This is a genomic window from Streptomyces qaidamensis (genome assembly GCF_001611795.1).
Taxonomy (GTDB): Bacteria; Actinomycetota; Actinomycetes; order Streptomycetales; family Streptomycetaceae; genus Streptomyces; species Streptomyces qaidamensis.
Genome location: NZ_CP015098.1, coordinates 3,177,518 through 3,194,626, shown reverse-complemented (window position 1 = coordinate 3,194,626; position 17,109 = coordinate 3,177,518). Strand labels below are relative to the sequence as shown.

Sequence of the window (17,109 nt, the reverse complement as noted above, 5' to 3'; positions counted from 1 at the left end):
CTCGGCCGCCCACCAGTAGGCCGGGAGGCTGGGGCCGGCCGAACCCGTTGTCGGGCGGGGCCAGGGCAGACGAAGGGGCGCCCGGCACGAGCCGGGCGCCCCAACCGCTTGTACGTGGCCGGTTACTCCCCCGCCGCCGCGTCCGCCCGCTGCGCCCGCAGGGCACGCTCGACGCCCGCGCGGGACTCCGAGACCAGCCGGCGCAGGGCCGCGTTCGGCTCGGCCGAGGCCAGCCAGGCGTCCGTCTTGTCCAGGGTCTCCTGGGAGACCTGGACAGCCGGGTAGAGGCCGACGGCGATCTGCTGGGCCATCTCGTGGGAGCGGGACTCCCAGATGTCCTTGACGACCTCGAAGTACCGGTCCGCGTACGGGGCGAGCACCTCGCGCTGGTCGGTCTGGACGAAGCCCCCGATGACCGCCTCCTGCACGGCGTTCGGCAGCTTGTCGGAGTCCACGACCGACGCCCACGCCTCCGCCTTGGCCTCCTCGGTGGGACGGGCCGCCCGGGCCGTGGCCGCGTGCCGCTCACCGGCGGCCGTGCGGTCACGGTCGTACTCGCCCGCGATCTCCGCCTCGTCGAACCGGCCGACCGCCGCGAGCCGCTGCACGAACGCCCACCGCAGCTCCGTGTCGACGACCAGGCCCTCGATGGTCTGCGAGCCGTCCAGCAGCGCGTCCAGCACGTCCAGCTGCTCGGGCGTGCGGGCCGTCGCCGCGAACGCGCGCGCCCACGCCAGCTGGTGGTCGCTGCCCGGTGCCGCCGCCCGCAGGTGCGCCAGCGTCGCGTCGGTCCAGCGGGCCAGCAGCGCCTCGCGGGCGGCCGGGTCGGCGTACAGGTCGATCGCCAGCTTCACCTGGCGCTGGAGCGACTGCACCACGCCGATGTCCGACTCCTTGCCGATGCCGGACAGCACCAGGGACAGGTAGTCGCGGGCCGCGAGCTGCGCGTCACGCGTCATGTCCCAGGCCGACGCCCAGCACAGGGCGCGCGGCAGGGACGACTCGAAGTCGCCCAGGTGCTCCGTGACGAAGGCCAGGGACTGCTCGTCCAGGCGGACCTTCGCGTACGACAGGTCGTCGTCGTTGAGCAGGATCACGGCCGGGCGGCGCCTGCCCACCAGCTGCGGTACGGCGGTCAGCTCACCGTCCACGTCCAGCTCGATGCGCTCGTCGCGGACCAGCTTGCCACTGTCGTCGTCCAGCTCGTACAGGCCGACGGCGATCCGGTGCGGGCGCAGCGTCGGCTCGCCCATGGCGCCCGCGGGCAGGGCCGGGGCCTCCTGGCGGATCGAGAAGGAGGTGACGACGCCGTTCCCGTCCGTCTCGATCTCGGGACGCAGGACGTTGATGCCCGCCGTCTCCAGCCACGCCTTCGACCAGGCCTTCAGATCACGGCCGGACGTCGTCTCCAGGGCGCCCAGCAGATCGGACAGACGCGTGTTGCCGAACGCGTGCGCCTTGAAGTACGCCTGTACGCCACTGAAGAACTCGTCCTCGCCGACGTACGCGACGAGCTGCTTCAGTACGGAAGCCCCCTTCGCGTACGTGATGCCGTCGAAGTTGACGAGCACGTCGTCCAGGTCGTTGATCTCGGCCATGATCGGGTGCGTCGACGGCAGCTGGTCCTGCCGGTACGCCCACGTCTTCATGGAGTTGGCGAACGTGGTCCAGGAGTGCGGCCAGCGCGACTCCGGGTGCGCCGCCTGGCAGGCGATCGAGGTGTACGTGGCGAACGACTCGTTCAGCCACAGGTCGTTCCACCACTCCATCGTCACGAGGTCGCCGAACCACATGTGGGCCAGCTCGTGCAGGATGGTCTCCGCCCGCGTCTCGTACGCCGCGTCCGTCACCTTCGAGCGGAACACGTACTGGTCGCGAATGGTCACCGCGCCCGCGTTCTCCATCGCGCCCGCGTTGAACTCCGGCACGAACAGCTGGTCGTACTTCTTGAACGGGTACGCGTAGTCGAACTTCTCCTGGAACCACTCGAAGCCCTGCCGGGTCACCTCGAAGATCGCGTCCGAGTCGAGGTACTCGGCGAGCGAGGGACGGCAGTAGATGCCGAGCGGGACGGACTGGCCGTCCTTCTCGTACACGCTGTGCACCGAGTGGTACGGGCCGACGATCAGCGCCGTGATGTACGTCGAGATGCGCGGCGTCGGCTCGAACTCCCAGACGTTGTCCTGCGGTTCGGGCGTCGGCGAGTTGGAGATGACCGTCCAGCCCTCGGGCGCCCGCACGGTGAACTGGAAGGTCGCCTTGAGGTCCGGCTGCTCGAAGCTCGCGAACACCCGGCGGGCGTCCGGCACCTCGAACTGGGTGTAGAGGTACGCCTGTTCGTCGACCGGGTCGACGAACCGGTGCAGGCCCTCACCCGTGTTGGTGTAGGCGCAGTCGGCGACGACCCGGAGGATGTTGCGGCCCTGGAGCAGACCGGGCAGGGCGATCCGCGAGTCCGCGAAGACCTCGGCCGGGTCGAGGGAGTCCCCGTTCAGGGTCACCTCGTGCACGGCCGGCGCCACCAGGTCGATGAACGACTCCGCGCCGTTCTCGGCCGTCACGTCGAAGCGCACCGTGGTCACGGACCGGTAGGTGCCGCCCTCCTGCGCGCCGGAGAGATCAAGCTCGATCCCGTACGACTCAACGGCGAGCAGCTGCGCCCGCTGCTGCGCCTCTTCGCGGGTCAGGTTTGTGCCAGGCACGCGGTCATCTCCTCGTTATGGGTGGGTTGCGCCATCTTTCCACGGCGGATCGGCGTCAGGCGACGACCCGGGCGTCTCCTAGGGATACCCCTCGGCGGGGACCTTCGAGGGCGACGGTGCACCGGTGTCCAGCGCTCCCGGGGAGCGGTGCCCGGCCTGCCCGCCGGCCGTGCTGAGCGCGGGAGCGCGACGTCCGCATTCCGCTGGTGAGAGCGGATCGCGCGAGTAAGTCTGGTGACCATGACGACCACCGCGTACACCGCACGCCCCATCTCCCCGCGCGCCCTGAAGGAACTGCGTACGACGGACGACGCGGGCCGCCGGACCGACGGCTTCACCGACACCGAGGGCGGCAGCCCGTTGCGCTGCTGCCTGCGCCACAGCGAGCCGGGCGAACGCGTGGCCCTGGTCTCCTACGCCCCCCTCCGCCGCTGGGCGTCGGAAACGGGCGCCGCCCCGGGCCCCTACGACGAACAGGGCCCGGTCTTCATCCACGCCGAGGAGTGCGAGGGGCCGGAGACCGGCGCCCTCCCGTTCACCGGCAGCCATCGCACGTTCCGCCGCTACTCGGCCGAGGGGCACATCCTGGGCGGCCGGCTGGTCGAGGGCCCCACCGGTTTCGACGAGGCCTTCACAGAAGCATTCGACGACCCGGCCGTGGAGCTCGTCCACGTCCGGGCCGTCGAGTACGGCTGCTTCCTCTACGAGGTGCGCAGGGAGGAAGAGGTCGGGGACTAGCCCTTCAGCTCCGCCGCCACCAGTTCCGCGATCTGGATCGCGTTCAGCGCCGCGCCCTTGCGGAGGTTGTCGTTGGAGACGAAGAGGGCCAGGCCGTTGTCCACCGTCTCGTCACTGCGGATGCGGCCGACGTACGACGGGTCCTTGCCGGCGGCCTGGAGGGGGGTCGGGATCTCGGAGAGCTCGACCCCGGGGGCGTCCTTCAGCAGCTCCGTCGCGCGCTCCGGGGAGATCGGGCGGGCGAAGCGGGCGTTGATCTGGAGGGAGTGGCCGGAGAAGACCGGGACGCGCACGCAGGTGCCGGAGACCTTCAGCCCGGGGATCTCCAGGATCTTGCGGGACTCGTTGCGGAGCTTCTGCTCCTCGTCGGTCTCGTTCAGGCCGTCGTCGACGATGCTGCCCGCCAGCGGCAGCACGTTGAAGGCGATGGGGCGCTTGTAGACGCCCGGCTCCGGGAAGTCCACCGCTTCACCGTCATGGGTGAGCTTCTCGGCCTCGGCGACGACCTTCTGCGTCTGGCCGTGCAGCTCGGCGACGCCCGCGAGGCCGGAACCGGAGACCGCCTGGTACGTAGCGACGACCAGGGCTTCCAGGCCCGCCTCGTCGTGCAGCGGACGCAGCACCGGCATCGCGGCCATCGTCGTGCAGTTCGGGTTGGCGATGATGCCCTTGGGGCGGTTCGCGATCGCGTGGGGGTTGACCTCGGAGACGACCAGGGGGACCTCCGGGTGCTTGCGCCACGCGGAGGAGTTGTCGATCACGACCGCGCCCTGGGAGGCGACCTTTTCGGCCAGTGCCTTGGACGTGGCACCGCCCGCGGAGAACAGCACGATGTCCAGGCCGGTGTAGTCGGCGGTCGACGCGTCCTCCACCGTCACGCCGTCCAGCTGCGAGCCCGCCGAGCGGGCCGAGGCGAACAGGCGCAGCTCCGTGACCGGGAAGTTCCGCTCCGTGAGGATCCTGCGCATGACCGTGCCCACCTGTCCGGTGGCTCCGACGATTCCGACCCTCACGGTGACTCCCTCTCGTGCGTCTCTTCACGTACTCGTTGCTTGGCCGAGGCTTTTCCATCATGCGGCCGACCACGGCCCGCCTGTCCACTTCTTTCCCCGTACTGCCCGGAGAGTGGGACGGCGTGTCCCGCCCCATGGTTGCGGACCTGCGGTGTCGACCCCGCTGAGCTGGAGGAATTCGTCCGGCAGGGGTCGTGCGCCGCAAGCTCGCCTGCCCATGCCGGACCCGGACACACGGAAGTGTGATGTACGCCTCGGCGGAGGTCGCCGGAACGTGCCGGGCAGACGGCCGAACGTTCCGGGCCGTCCCGGCGTCGTAGGGGAAACAAGGCGAGGGGGGTGGCTTGTGCTGCTGCGCGGAAGGGCCCGGCGCGGCCGGGAGGCGCACGCCGGGACCGGCGACGATCCGCGGGACGCGGCTGAGCCGCCGAGCGGGGCCGATACGCCGAGTACGTCGAGCGAGGCCGGTCCGCCGACCGCGGCCGATCCGCTGGACGCGGCGCAGGAGCGCCGGGTGCGGGCCGTGCTCGCGCTCGGCGGGGTGCCGCAGGCGGACCTGCCGGACGGGGTGCAGCAGGTCCGCCTGCGGCTGCTGGAGCGGGCCGCGAGCGGCCGGGAGGCGCCGCGGGACGTCTCGGCGTGGGCGGCGGTCGTCGCCTCCAACCTGGCCATGGACTGGCACCGGGCCAAGCGCCGCCAGGAGCGGCTCGGGGAGCGGCTGGCCGCCCTGCGCCAGCCGGCGGAGCATCCCTCCGGCGAGGACAGCAGCGTGCTGTCCGTCGCGGTCGCCCAGGGCCTGGACGAGCTGCCCGACGCCCAGCGGCAGGTCGTCGTCCTGCGCTTCTACGCCGACCTGCCGGTCCGGTCCATCGCCGAGCAGCTGGGCGTCCCGGAGGGCACGGTCAAGAGCCGGCTGCACACGGCGGTACGGGCCCTGCGAGCCCGCCTGCACGAGGACGAGGTGGTGTGACGTGACCGCCGGCCATGACAAGGACGGGCGCGACGAGGCGGCGCTGATGGCGGTGATCACCGGCGATGCGCCACCGGACGACGCCCTCGCGGACGACGCCTTCATGACGGAGTACCGCTCCGCGACCGCCGACGTGGCGCTGCTGCGCGAACAGCTGGACCTCATCGGGCAGACGCTCGCCGAACCCCCGGGGGCTCCCCGACTCCGGACCGGTGGCGGCGCCTCCGTGACGTCGCTGTCCGCGCGCCGCGACCGGCGCAAGCCCTGGGACCTGGCCCTGAAGGGCCTCGTCGCGGCCGTCGGTGCCGGTCTGGTGATCGGTATGGGCTGGCTCGTCGTCCAGAGCGGCGGCATGGACGCCGGGGGCGACCAGGGCGCGTCGTCCGCCGCCGACGGTTCCGCCGGCCGGGAGCACGCCGACGAGGACGCCAAGCTCAGTGATGCCGGGTATCTCGCCTGTGCCCGGATCGTCGTCGAGGGCATCGTCACCGGGGTCGAGACCGTTCCCGGTACCGGCCAGGACCGGATCACCCTGGACGTGACGCGCTACTACAAGCCCGACAAGGGCCGGAAGCGGATCACCTTCCCCCTGGAGACCGGCGCCGAGCCCGCGCTCCGAGCCGGTGACCACATGCTCGTCGGCGTCTCCGGAGAGCAGGCCCACCCGGACATGTGGACCACGGGGGAGAAGGAGATCGCCCGCGACCGGGCGTGGATCACCGAAGCGCTGCCCGCCTCGCGCACGCTCCCGTGCCCGTAGGAACGTGCCCTGGGGAACGGCAGGGGGCGGGCGCCCCAACGGACGCCCGCCCCCAGTGCCGCGATACCGCTACGGCAGGACCTTCTCGATCTTCACGCTGCCCAGGCCCGCGACCGTGCCGCGCGCGTTGACCAGCTGGACCTGGCCGAAGAACTCACGCCCCTCGGGAGCGGCCGCCGCGGCGGTGACGCTGCCCGAGACCGTCGCGGAGTCGCCCGTGCCGAGCTTCACCGGCGCCGACCCGTCGACGCTGACGCTGCCGAGGGAGGGGGAGAAGAACACGTCCTGGTAGTCGTACTCCGTGGTGCCGGCCGGCACCGAGTAGCCGACGACCTCGATCGAGTACTTCCCGGCGGCCGGGGAGGGGAGGGAGACCGACTCCTCCGAGTCGCCGTCGGCGGAGCTGCCGACCTGCGTGCCCGACGCGTCGTACACGGCGAGGTCCAGGTCCGCGGCGTTGTCCGAGACGCCGCCGATCGCGACGTCCAGCGACTTGGCGCCGGCGGGCACCTCGACCGTCGTGGTCTGCGTCTCGCCCTGCTTGATCGAGGGGCGGGTCACGTTGGCCGAGCCCAGCGGGCCGCCCACCAGCTTGCCGTCGAGCGCGGCGAAGCCGTTCGTCACCTTCCAGGAGGCGGTGGCCGGGGTGCCGACCTTCGCCTCGGGCACGGTCACGGTCTCCGGGTCGAAGGCCGCGCCGAGGACGGCGACGTCCAGCTTGTACGGGTTGTCGAGCAGCGGCGACGTACGGCGCGACTCGACCTCGATCTCCCACACGCCCGGCTGCGGGTTCGCGTACGAACGCAGGTCGGGGCGGCAGGTGTTGGCCGGGTTGGAGTAGTTCGGGTAGCAGTTGATCGTCGACGTCGGGTCGGACGGGACGCCGTACGGGTGGATGGAGATGAACCGGGTCTGGCTCTTGTCCTTCAGCCCGCTCATCGCGACCTCGAGGGTCTTCGCGCCCTCCGGGACGGTGACGAAGTAGTGGTGCGAGCTGTTGCGCTGCACCGAGTCCTTCGCGGAGGTCGTGAACTTCAGCGGCGTGGAGACCACGACCGTGCTGAGGACCTGGCGGTCGATGCCCTCGGTCTTCGGGTCGTCGACCTCGAGGATCGCGCTCTTGATGCCCGCGGACTTCGGCGCCGCCTGGACCTTGACGGTCACCGGCTGGTTCAGCGGCAGCTTCACCTCGTCGGAGCCGACGATGCGGAACGTGCCGCCCGCGTTGTTCTCGAAGTGCAGCTCGTGCCGGATCGCCTTGTCGGCGCCGGACGTACGGGTCAGGGTGATCTCGTACGTCTTCTTCTGGCCGGCCTTCAGGCCGCCCTCACGGTCGTAGAGGCCCGTGCCGTAGCCCGGGGTCTTCAGGAACTGGTCGATCGCGGTGTCGACCGGCGCCTTGACCGTGTAGGAGTGCGAGGTGGCGTCGTCGCGGATGGCGTCCCAGGCGTCCTCGATGTTCATGAGGCCCGCGCCCTCCTCGTACGCCTGCACACCCTTGATGTGGTCGGCGGTGGAGGTGAGGGCCGTGCGCAGGGTCGCCGGCGTGAGGTCGATCTTCTTCTGCTTGGCGGCGGAGATCAGCAGCGCCGAGGCACCGGCGGCCTGCGGGGAGGCCATCGAGGTGCCCTGGAGCATGCCGTAGCCGGCCGGCAGGGTGTAGCCCGCCTCGGCGACCGGCTGGCCCGGCATCCAGGTCTGGATGGTGTTGATCGCCGCGCCCGGGGCGACCAGGGTCGGCGTGAAGCCGCCGTCCTCACGCGGGCCGCGGGAGGAGAACGGCATCATCGCGTACTTCTTCTTCACGACCGAGCCGTAGTTGGCGGCCCAGGTCTCCTTGGAGACGGACGCGCCGACCGAGATGACCTTCTCGGCCAGGGCCGGGTCGCCGATGGTGTTGGCGCCGGGGCCGGAGTTGCCCGCGGAGATCACCAGCTGGACGCCGTAGGTGTCGATGAGCCGCGTGTACAGCTCGGCGCGCGCGTTGTTGCCGTCGTTCAGCGCCGGCAGGCCGCCGATGGACATGTTGACGATGTCGACACCGCGCTTGGTGACGAGGTCGATCATGCCCTCGGTGAGCGCCACGTTGGTGCAGCCGCCGGACCAGGTGCAGGCGCGCGAGGAGACCAGCTTGGCGCCCGGAGCGGCACCGTCCATCTTCCCGCCGAACAGGCCGTTGGCGGCGGTGATGCCGGCGACGTGCGTGCCGTGCTCGGACTCGATGACGCCGATGTTGACGAAGTCGGACTTCTTGTCGACCCAGGTGCCGCCCAGCGGGTCCATCGGGACGTCCTTGCGGATCTCCACGACGAACGGCTGCCGCTCGGCGACGTCGGTGGCCGGGTTGTCGGTGCCGAAGTACCCGACCTGGTGGCCGTCCTTGTACGGCTTCATCGGGGCGTCGTCGCCGAAGTCGTTGTTGTTGTTCAGGTCGACCCGGACCGTGCCGGCCGCCGCGTCGTAGAGCACGCCCCAGACGTCGGTGGTGTCGCCGTCCCGGTTGGCGTCGCCCGCCGCATCTCCGCCGGTGGTGTACGACTCCTTGAAGAGGCTGACGGCGTAGGAGCCCGCCGGCGCCTTGTACGACTGGCCCTGGTAGGTGAAGGCCGGGCCGGACACGGCCGAGACCATCGGACGCCAGGTGTTGTCGTTGTCGATGATCGGGTCGGTCGCCGTCACCCAGTCGACGATCTTCCGCTCACCGGTCGTCGTCTTCTGCAGCGCCGGGTGGCCGAGGTCCACGCCGGAGTCCAGGATGCCGATGGTGACGCCGCGGCCGTCCGCCTTCGGGTGGTCCTCGACGAAGTCGACCGCGCCCGTCTCGAAGGACGGGTTGTACGGGTTCTCGGCCGGGGTCTTCTTCCCCGGCGCCGGGTACGTCCCCTTCGCGGCCTTGGCTCCCTTGGCGGTGTCCGCGCTCGGCGTCGGGTCGTCGAGCGGGATCTCCTCGCGCAGGTCGATGCCGTGCACGGAGGACAGCTTGGCGGCGGCGGCGATCGCCGAGTCGGCCTTGGCCGTCGGGACGGTGGCGCGGACGTAGCCGAGCTTGTCGTCGGCCCGGCCGACCGAGCCGCCCTTGACCGCGTCCAGCTGCCCGGCGACCTGCTCGGTCTTCCCGGGCGCGGTGGCGATCATCATCGTGACGGTCTTGTCGCCGTCGGCCTTGGCCTCCGCGAGCAGGTCCGCGTCGTCCGAACCGAGCTTGGCGTGCGCGGACTTGACGCTCGGCTCGGCCGGGGCATCCGCGCCCGGTCCGTCGGCGGAGAACGCCATGGGGATCGGCCCGGCCGCGGAGAGCGCGGCGACGAGACCGGCGGCCACGGCGATGCGTGCCACACGTCTCGGGCCCGATATCTGATCGCGCGGGGTGGGAGGGGTCATCGGCATCCCTTGTAGGTAAAGGAACGAGCGGGAAGCGACCGGGGCCCGATCGGTCCTGGTCGCAGATGGTCCGAACGGCAAGCCCGGACGATCGCACAGCCTTACGCAAGGTGAAGTCCTTTGGGGAGCGTTGACCGAAACGAGATGGATGTATGGGGAAAACCCGCGATGCGATTTGTGAGCATCGGTCCTGAAGGTGGCAAAGAAATCGGTTAACGTCCCGGAGTGCGACAGAAGTTGAGGGTGGCGGCCTACGCCATATGCGTCCGGGACGGACAGCTCCTGCTCGCCCGCTCACCCGCCCAGGACGGCACGCCCGAGTGGGTCGTGCCGGGCGGCGGCATGGAGCACGGCGAGGATCCCTACGACACCGTCCGGCGGGAGGTGGAGGAGGAGACCGGCTACCGCATCGAGGTGACCGGCCTGCTCGGGGTGGACTCCTCCCACCGCGTCTTCCGCAACGGCTTCGGACCCGCCGTCGACCATCACGGCGTCCGGTTCGTCTACGAGGGCCGCATCACCGGCGGCGAACTGCGCAACGAGGTGAACGGCTCCACCGACCTCGCCGCCTGGCACGACCTGGACGCGGTGCCCGGGCTGGTGCGGATCTCGATGGTCGACATCGCCCTGCGGATGTGGCGCGAACGCCCGGTCACCGGACGGCTGGCCGACGTCCCGGAGTAGCACGCCCCCGGGACCGGTACCCCGGAAGGTGAACGCCGCGTGACCGGCTCCGGGCCGTATCCGGAGCAGGCGACGACGCGCAGGGTAGTCCAAGATCCACGTACGGTGATCGGCGCTGCGCGTTGCCGCCTCGTTTACGCGCAGGTCATTCCCGGTGCCAACGATCCAGTACGAGCGGGGTGTTCACGACGTGAACGCCCCGCGACCACTGCCGACGCGTTCGCACTCGGGGAGAGAAGCGCATGTCGCGCACACGCTCAGTCGCCGGCTCCGGCCGGGGCATCCACCGTCGTTCCGTCCTCGCCGCCACCGGCGCGGTCGCCCTCTCCGGGGGCGTCGGCTACGCCCTGCGGCCCAGCGACAGCCAGGCCGCCACGGTCAAGGAGAGCACCGACGCCGCCGTGGCGGCGTCCTCGCGCCGGGCACCGGCCGCGCCGCTGGCCCCCTACACCAAGGGCACCACCCTGGCGTCCGTCGCCGCCCCGCGCGGCAGCTCCGGCTACCGCCGCCTGAACGACGGACCCGGCTGGCGGCGGGTCGTCCGCTCCGACCTGGCCGTGCCCAAGCCCGGCCGGGCCGGCCGCCGTACCCCGCTCGCCGCGTTCGTGCAGCTCACCGACCTGCACATCATCGACGCCCAGCACCCGTTGCGTCTGGAGTACCTGCGCTCGGCCGACATCCACGCCTGGCGGCCGCACGAGGCGCTGACCGTGCAGGGCGCGATCGCGCTGGTGGAGCGGATCAACGCGCTGCGCGGCGCCCCCGTCACCGGCGCCCCGCTGCACTTCGCCATGACCACCGGCGACAACACGGACAACAACGCCAAGTCCGAGCTGGAGTGGTTCCTGAAGATCATGAGCGGTGGGCGCATCACGCCCAACACCGGTGACCCGCGCCGGTACGAGGGTGTCCAGAACAGCGGCCTCAAGCAGTACTGGCAGCCGGACGCCGCGGTTCGCGACAGCGACAAGCAGGCGGGCTTCCCCCACCTCGACGGCTTCCTGAAGGCCGCGATCCGCGAGGTGCGCAGCCCCGGCCTCAACCTGCCCTGGTACTCGACGGTCGGCAATCACGACTCGCTGCCGATGGGCTGCTACGCCTCGCACGGCGACTCGTACCTCACCGAACTCGCCGTCGGCGGCAAGAAGCTGATGGACGTCTCCGCGGCCGAGGCGCGGCGGCTCCAGGCGCAGATCAAGAAGGCCCGCGATCCGCAGGGCGTCCGCTACCACGACTTCCTCACCTCCCAGGCCCGCCGCATGCGTTCGGTCACCCCCGACGAGAGGCGCGCGCCCTTCACCCCGGCCGAGTACCTCCAGGCGCACCTGGACCCCGCCCACCGCGGCGTCGGCCCGGCCGGCCACGGCTACTCCTCCGCCAACCTGGACGCGGGCACCCAGTACTACGCCTTCCGCATCTCCGACGACGTCATCGGCATCAGCCTGGACACCACCGACTCCGGCGGCCACTACGAGGGGTCCATCGGCACCGCCCAGCTGAAGTGGCTCGACAAGACACTGCGGGACAACAAGGACTCCTACGCGGTGATCTTCAGCCACCACACCAGCAAGACGATGACGAACCTCCGCCGCGACCCCGCCCGTCCCGCCGAGCGCCGCCACGACGGCCAGGAGGTCCTCGCCCTGCTCGGCAGCCACCCCAGGGTCCTCGCCTGGGTGAACGGCCACATCCACAAGAACGTCATCACCCCGCACGCCCTGGCGGGCGGCGGCTCCTTCTGGGAGGTCTCCACCGCCTCCCACGTCGACTTCCCGCAGTTGGCCCGGGTCATCGAGCTGACCGACAACAAGGACGGCACGATCTCCCTGTTCACGACACTGGTGGAGTCCTCGGCCCCGCACCGTACGGACTTCTCCGACCTCTCCCAGACCGGCCTCGCGGCCCTCTACCGCGAGTTGTCCCTCAACGCGCCGGGCGCGAGCACGACCCTCGGCGGCGACCCGAGGGACCGCAACACCGAACTGGTGCTCAAGAAGCGCTGAGACCAGCCCAACCTGCCCGGCCCCTCTCAACCCCGGGCAGAGCGGCCCGGGTTCCTTCCCTCGACGCAACTCGACACGCCACGCGGACATGACCAGACGAGCACGGACGACCCTGACGGCCACGACGGCCATGGCCCTGGCCGGGCCCGCGTCGCGATCATCGAGGCGGAGTTCTGCGGCCGGTAACGACGCACGGCGCGAGGAGGGGCCGCCGGTGTGGCCCGGCGGCCCCTCCTCTCCCCTCCTGGTGCTGCCCCGGTCCGTCACTACCGGGGCAGCACCACGACATACGCCGCCGGTTCGCGGTCGGCCGAGGCCATCAGGGCCGTGCGGAGCACCGTCGCCTGCTGCTCGGGGGAGTCGCGGAGCTTGCGCGGCGTGATGTGCACGACCGTGATGCCGAGCCGCTCCAGGTGCTCGCGCTTGCGGGCGTACTCGGACCACAGGGCGTCGTCGTCCTGCCGGGGCGCCCGGGTGTCGAGTTCCACCGCCACCGCCTGGTCGGGCCAGTACGCGTCGAGGCCGCCGAGGTAGGGGCCGCCGGGCAGGCGCAGGTCGACGTTCCAGACCGGGTCGGGCAGGCCGTACTCGCGGACCATCCGGTACAGGCGGTCCTCCGCGCGGGCCCGGCCCTCGGCGAGCAGGGAATCCACCGCGTCCACGACGTGCGGGCGGCTCAGCAGCCGGGCCTGGTTCAGTTCCCGGACGACCGCCGCCGGGTCGCAGTGGCCGCCGCGGACCGCCTCCGTGAGCAGCCGGCGGACGGTGCCGGCGTCCGCGAGTTCGGCCACCGCGTCGGCCAGCGCGCGGGCGACCGGTGCCACGGGAACTCCCGTGACCTGCTCGGGGTCGGGCATGACGGGCGTGCGGACGATGCGCGCGCAGCCCGTGGAGCGCAGCCTCCGCAGCCGCGGGACCAGGACGTCGAGGGTGTCCAGGGACGGCAGCGGGGGAGTGGAGGAGAAGCCGTGCAGGGTCAGCGCGGCCAGGCCCGTGATCATCGCCTCGGGGTAGGCGGGGGTGTGCGGCCGGCTCCCGCCCGGCTGGGCGGGGACCCCGGTGCCGCGCTCCCGCGCCGCGTACATCAGCACCGCGTGCAGCCGCTCCTCGCTGGTCGGCGGGCCCGGGTGGAGCAGGACGACGCCCGGGAGGAGTTGCTGCCAGGGGCCGCCCGCGCGGCACTGCTCGTTCGTCTCGGCCGTGGAGACGCCGTGCGAACGGAGCCGGGCCGTCGTCGTCACACGGGGGCGGCCGCCGGACAGGTCGTGCAGCGGGCGGGGGGAGAGCGGGGTGTTGTGGGTCATGCCCCGCAATTTCCCGCGCTCCGGCCCTCTTTGAACCGCTGTTACAGGTCCGTCGACACATACGGACAATCCGGCCCTAAAGGACGGGTGTTCGGATGCCGAAAGCCCCTGGTCCGTTCGGGTGCGGGCCAGGGGTTACGGCTCACGGGGCGATCGTCTCGTAACGAAGGCGGAACGCCCGAATCTCAGGCCAAAGCTACTGGTCAGGGGCCTCGTCGCACGCCTGTCCGCGCAACGCCCGTGCCAGATCGTCACGGGACTCCAGCACCAGCCGGCGCAGCGCCGGGGCCGCCTCCCGGTGCGCGTCCAGCCAGGCGTCCGTGGCGTCCAGCGTCTCCTTCGACTGCTGGAGCGACGGGAACAGGCCCTGCACCACGTGCATGCCGATCTGGATCGACCGCTCGGCCCAGACCCGCTCGATCGCCGCGAAGTACTTCTCGGCGTACGGCGCGATCAGCTCCCGCTGCGAGCCCTGGGAGAAGCCCGCGATGGTCGCCTCGACCATGGCGTTGGACAGCGCGTCCGACTCCACGACCTGCGCCCACGCCTGCGCCTTCACCGCCTCGGACGGACGGGCGGCCAGGCAGCGCACCTGGTGGCGCTTGCCGGAGGCCGTGTCGTCCCGGGCCAGCTCCTCGGCCAGCGCCTTCTCGTCCACCGCCCCGTGCGCGGCCAGCGGCTCCAGGAAGACCCAGCGCAGCTCCTGGTCCAGGTCCAGGCCCTCGACCGTCGCCGTGCCGGCGAGCAGGTCCCGGAGCAGCTCGAAGTCGGCCCCGGCGGTGGCCGTCCGGGCGAAGAAGCGCGCCCACGCGAGCTGGTGCTCGCTGCCCGCCCCGGCCGCGTACAGCTCGCGCCGGGCGCCTTCGGCGAGCAGCCGGGCGGCCGTCTCACGCCGGGCGGGCGCCGTGTAGTGGGTGACCGCCGACTCGGCCCAGGCGTGCAGCATCTGCACCACGCCGATCTCGGACTCGCGCCCGCCGAACCGCAGCACCAGGTCCACGAAGTCCCGCGCCGGGAGCAGCGCGTCCCGCGTCATGTTCCACAGCGCCGACCAGCACAGGGCGCGCGCGAGCGGGTCGGTGACCGAGCCCAGGTGCTCGCGCAGGGTCGCCAGCGACGTCGCGTCGAAGCGGGTCTTGCAGTACGTCAGGTCGTCGTCGTTGACCAGGACCAGGTCCGGTGCCTCGGCTCCGGCCAGTTCCGCCACGACCGTCCGGGCGCCGTCGACGTCGGTCTCCACGCGTGCGCAGCGCTCCAGCGTCCCGCCGTCCGTCACCCGGTACAGGCCCACCGCGACCCGGTGCGGGCGCAGCTCGGGGTACGCCTCCGCCGCCTCCTGCACCACCGCCAGCTCCTCGACGCGGCCGTCCGCGCCCAGCAGCACCTGCGGCGTCAGCGCGTTCACCCCGGCCGTCTGCAGCCAGGACCGCGACCAGGCGCTCATGTCGCGGCCGCTGGTCTCCTCCAGCACCGACAGCAGGTCACCGAGGCGCGTGTTGCCGTACGCGTGGCGCTTGAAGTAGCGCCGGGCGCCCTCCAGGAACGCCTCCTCGCCGGCGTACGCCACGAGCTGCTTCAGCACCGACGCGCCCTTGGCGTACGTGATGCCGTCGAAGTTGAGCTTGGCGTCCTGCAGGTCGCGGATGTCCGCCGTGACCGGGTGCGTGGAGGGCAGCTGGTCGGCGCGGTAGGCCCAGGCCTTGCGGCGGTTGGCGAAGGTGATCCAGCCGCCCGCGAAGCGGGTCGCGCCGACGAGCGAGAACGCGCCCATGAAGTCCGCGAAGGACTCCTTCAGCCACAGGTCGTCCCACCACTCCATGGTGACCAGGTCGCCGAACCACATGTGCGCCATCTCGTGCAGGATGACGTTGGCCCGGCCCTCGTAGGACGCCTGCGTCACCTTCCCGCGGAAGATGAACTCCTCCCGGAACGTCACCAGGCCCGGGTTCTCCATCGCGCCCAGGTTGTACTCGGGCACGAACGCCTGGTCGTACTTCCCGAACGGGTACGGGTAGTCGAAGTGGTCGTGGAAGAAGTCCAGGCCCTGCTTGGTGACGAGGAACACGTCGTCGGCGTCGAAGTAGGGTGCGAGGCCCTTGCGGCACAGGGCGCCGAGCGGGATCTCCAGCGTCGTGCCGTCCGCGAACGTACGCGAGTAGGAGTCCGTCACGTAGTGGTACGGGCCCGCCGCCACACAGGTGATGTACGTCGAGATCGGCTTGGTCTCGGCGAACCGCCATACCCCGTCGGTCTGCTCACCGGCCCCGTTGCTCCACACCGTCCAGCCCTCGGGGGCCCGTACCTCGAAGCGGTAGGGGGCCTTCAGGTCGGGCTGCTCGAAGTTGGCGAAGACCCGGCGCGCGTCGGCCGGCTCGTACTGCGTGTACAGGTACACCTCGCCGTCCTGGGGGTCGACGAAGCGGTGCATGCCCTCGCCGGTGCGGGAGTAGGCGCACTGGGCGTCGACCACCAGCTCGTTGTCCGCCGCCAGGTCCTCCAGCGTGATCCGGCAGCCGTCGAAGACCTCGCCGGGGTCCAGATCACGGCCGTTGAGTGAGACGGCCGTCACACTCGGCGCGATGAGGTCCGCGAAACTGCTCGCCCCGGGCTCGTTGCAGCGGAAGCGGACCGTCGTGACGGAGCGGAAGGTGCGGGGCCCGTCCCCCGAGTCCTCGCCGACCGCGGACCGCAGGTCGAGGGACACCTCGTACCCGTCGACGCTCAGCAGGGCGGCCCGCTCCCGGGCCTCGTCGCGGGACAGATTCTCACCGGGCACGGGCGGCACTCCTCAGAAGTCGTGGGGTACGGCTGAACAGGACCGATCCTGCCACGTGCACCTGACACGGGGCAGCCGGGAATGACGGCAGCGCACACCGGCGTTGCCGGAGAAACGGTTTCCTCTTGAGGAGAGACATGTCGGACAAGACACCTGTCGACTTCTGGTTCGACCCGCTGTGCCCCTGGGCCTGGATGACCTCCCGTTGGGTTCTGGAGGTGGAGAAGGTCAGGGACATCGAGGTCCGCTGGCATGTCATGAGCCTCGCCGTCCTCAACGAGGACAAGCTGGACGAGCTGCCCGAGGAGTACCGCGAGCTTCTGGAGACCAAGGCGTGGGGGCCCGTCCGGGTCGTCATAGCCGCGCAGCAGGAGCACGGCCCCGAGGTCCTCGGCGACTTCTACACCGCGCTCGGCACCCGCATCCACAACCGGGCCGAGGGCCCCGGCAAGGAGACGGTCGCCGCCGCCCTCAAGGACGCGGGCCTGCCCGAGTCCCTCCTGGAGCACTGGGACGCCACCCCGTACGAGGCCGAGCTGCGCGCCTCCCACAAGGAGGGCATCGACAAGGTCGGCCAGGACGTGGGCACCCCGGTCATCGCCGTGCCCGGCTCCGACGGCGAGCAGATCGCCTTCTTCGGCCCGGTCGTCACCCCGGCCCCGCAGGGCGAGGAGGCCGGCCGCCTCTGGGACGGCACCCTCGCCGTGGCCTCGGTCCCCGGCTTCTACGAGATCAAGCGCTCCCGCACCAAGGGCCCGGACTTCTCCAACCTGTAGGG

The 17,109-nt window shown here is 71.3% G+C and carries 11 protein-coding genes; 6 read left to right on the top strand and 5 right to left on the bottom strand.

The features are described 5' to 3' along the window. Nucleotides 1-122: 122 nt before the first annotated feature. Nucleotides 123-2,702: an aminopeptidase N gene (gene pepN / locus A4E84_RS13950; RefSeq protein ID WP_062926885.1), complete on the bottom strand. Its 2,580-nt coding sequence runs from the start codon at nucleotides 2,700-2,702 to the stop codon at nucleotides 123-125. Between the two features lie 240 nt (nucleotides 2,703-2,942). Between pepN (A4E84_RS13950) and A4E84_RS13945 the strand changes: the two genes are divergently transcribed. Next, nucleotides 2,943-3,440, top strand: coding sequence for a DUF1203 domain-containing protein (locus A4E84_RS13945; RefSeq protein ID WP_062926884.1), 498 nt, complete (start codon nucleotides 2,943-2,945; stop codon nucleotides 3,438-3,440). On the opposite strand, the gene A4E84_RS13940 is transcribed toward A4E84_RS13945, so the two are convergent. Next, nucleotides 3,437-4,453: an aspartate-semialdehyde dehydrogenase gene (locus tag A4E84_RS13940; RefSeq protein ID WP_062926883.1), complete on the bottom strand. Its 1,017-nt coding sequence runs from the start codon at nucleotides 4,451-4,453 to the stop codon at nucleotides 3,437-3,439. The two genes, A4E84_RS13945 and A4E84_RS13940, sit on opposite strands and share 4 nt — an antisense overlap. Before the next feature lie 349 nt (nucleotides 4,454-4,802). On the opposite strand from A4E84_RS13940, the gene A4E84_RS13935 reads away from it, so the two are divergent. Then, the gene (locus A4E84_RS13935; RefSeq protein WP_418082259.1) at nucleotides 4,803-5,423 is read left to right on the top strand and encodes a sigma-70 family RNA polymerase sigma factor; all 621 of its coding nucleotides are present in this window, start codon (nucleotides 4,803-4,805) and stop codon (nucleotides 5,421-5,423) included. Nucleotide 5,424: 1 nt separating this feature from the next. Further along, nucleotides 5,425-6,183, top strand: coding sequence for a hypothetical protein (locus A4E84_RS13930; RefSeq protein WP_062926882.1), 759 nt, complete (start codon nucleotides 5,425-5,427; stop codon nucleotides 6,181-6,183). Nucleotides 6,184-6,252: 69 nt separating this feature from the next. Here A4E84_RS13930 and A4E84_RS13925 read toward each other — a convergent pair whose 3' ends face one another. Then, the gene (locus A4E84_RS13925) at nucleotides 6,253-9,564 is read right to left on the bottom strand and encodes a S8 family serine peptidase (protein ID WP_062926881.1); all 3,312 of its coding nucleotides are present in this window, start codon (nucleotides 9,562-9,564) and stop codon (nucleotides 6,253-6,255) included. Between the two features lie 225 nt (nucleotides 9,565-9,789). Here A4E84_RS13925 and A4E84_RS13920 point away from each other — a divergent pair, with 225 nt between their 5' ends. Next, on the top strand, nucleotides 9,790-10,248 hold the full coding sequence (locus A4E84_RS13920; RefSeq protein ID WP_237304905.1) for an NUDIX hydrolase: 459 nt from the start codon (nucleotides 9,790-9,792) through the stop codon (nucleotides 10,246-10,248). 242 nt (nucleotides 10,249-10,490) lie between these two features. Next, nucleotides 10,491-12,251 carry a TIGR03767 family metallophosphoesterase gene (locus A4E84_RS13915; protein ID WP_062926879.1) on the top strand — a complete coding sequence of 587 codons (1,761 nt, stop codon included), beginning with the start codon at nucleotides 10,491-10,493 and terminating at the stop codon, nucleotides 12,249-12,251. Nucleotides 12,252-12,517: 266 nt separating this feature from the next. Here the strand turns inward: A4E84_RS13915 and A4E84_RS13910 are convergent, their stop codons facing one another. After that, the gene (locus tag A4E84_RS13910) at nucleotides 12,518-13,555 is read right to left on the bottom strand and encodes a hypothetical protein (RefSeq protein WP_062926878.1); all 1,038 of its coding nucleotides are present in this window, start codon (nucleotides 13,553-13,555) and stop codon (nucleotides 12,518-12,520) included. Between the two features lie 196 nt (nucleotides 13,556-13,751). Next, nucleotides 13,752-16,331 carry an aminopeptidase N gene (gene pepN / locus A4E84_RS13905; protein WP_062926877.1) on the bottom strand — a complete coding sequence of 860 codons (2,580 nt, stop codon included), beginning with the start codon at nucleotides 16,329-16,331 and terminating at the stop codon, nucleotides 13,752-13,754. Between the two features lie 137 nt (nucleotides 16,332-16,468). Between pepN (A4E84_RS13905) and A4E84_RS13900 the strand changes: the two genes are divergently transcribed. Beyond that, on the top strand, nucleotides 16,469-17,107 hold the full coding sequence (locus A4E84_RS13900; protein WP_062926876.1) for a mycothiol-dependent nitroreductase Rv2466c family protein: 639 nt from the start codon (nucleotides 16,469-16,471) through the stop codon (nucleotides 17,105-17,107). Nucleotides 17,108-17,109: the final 2 nt, after the last annotated feature.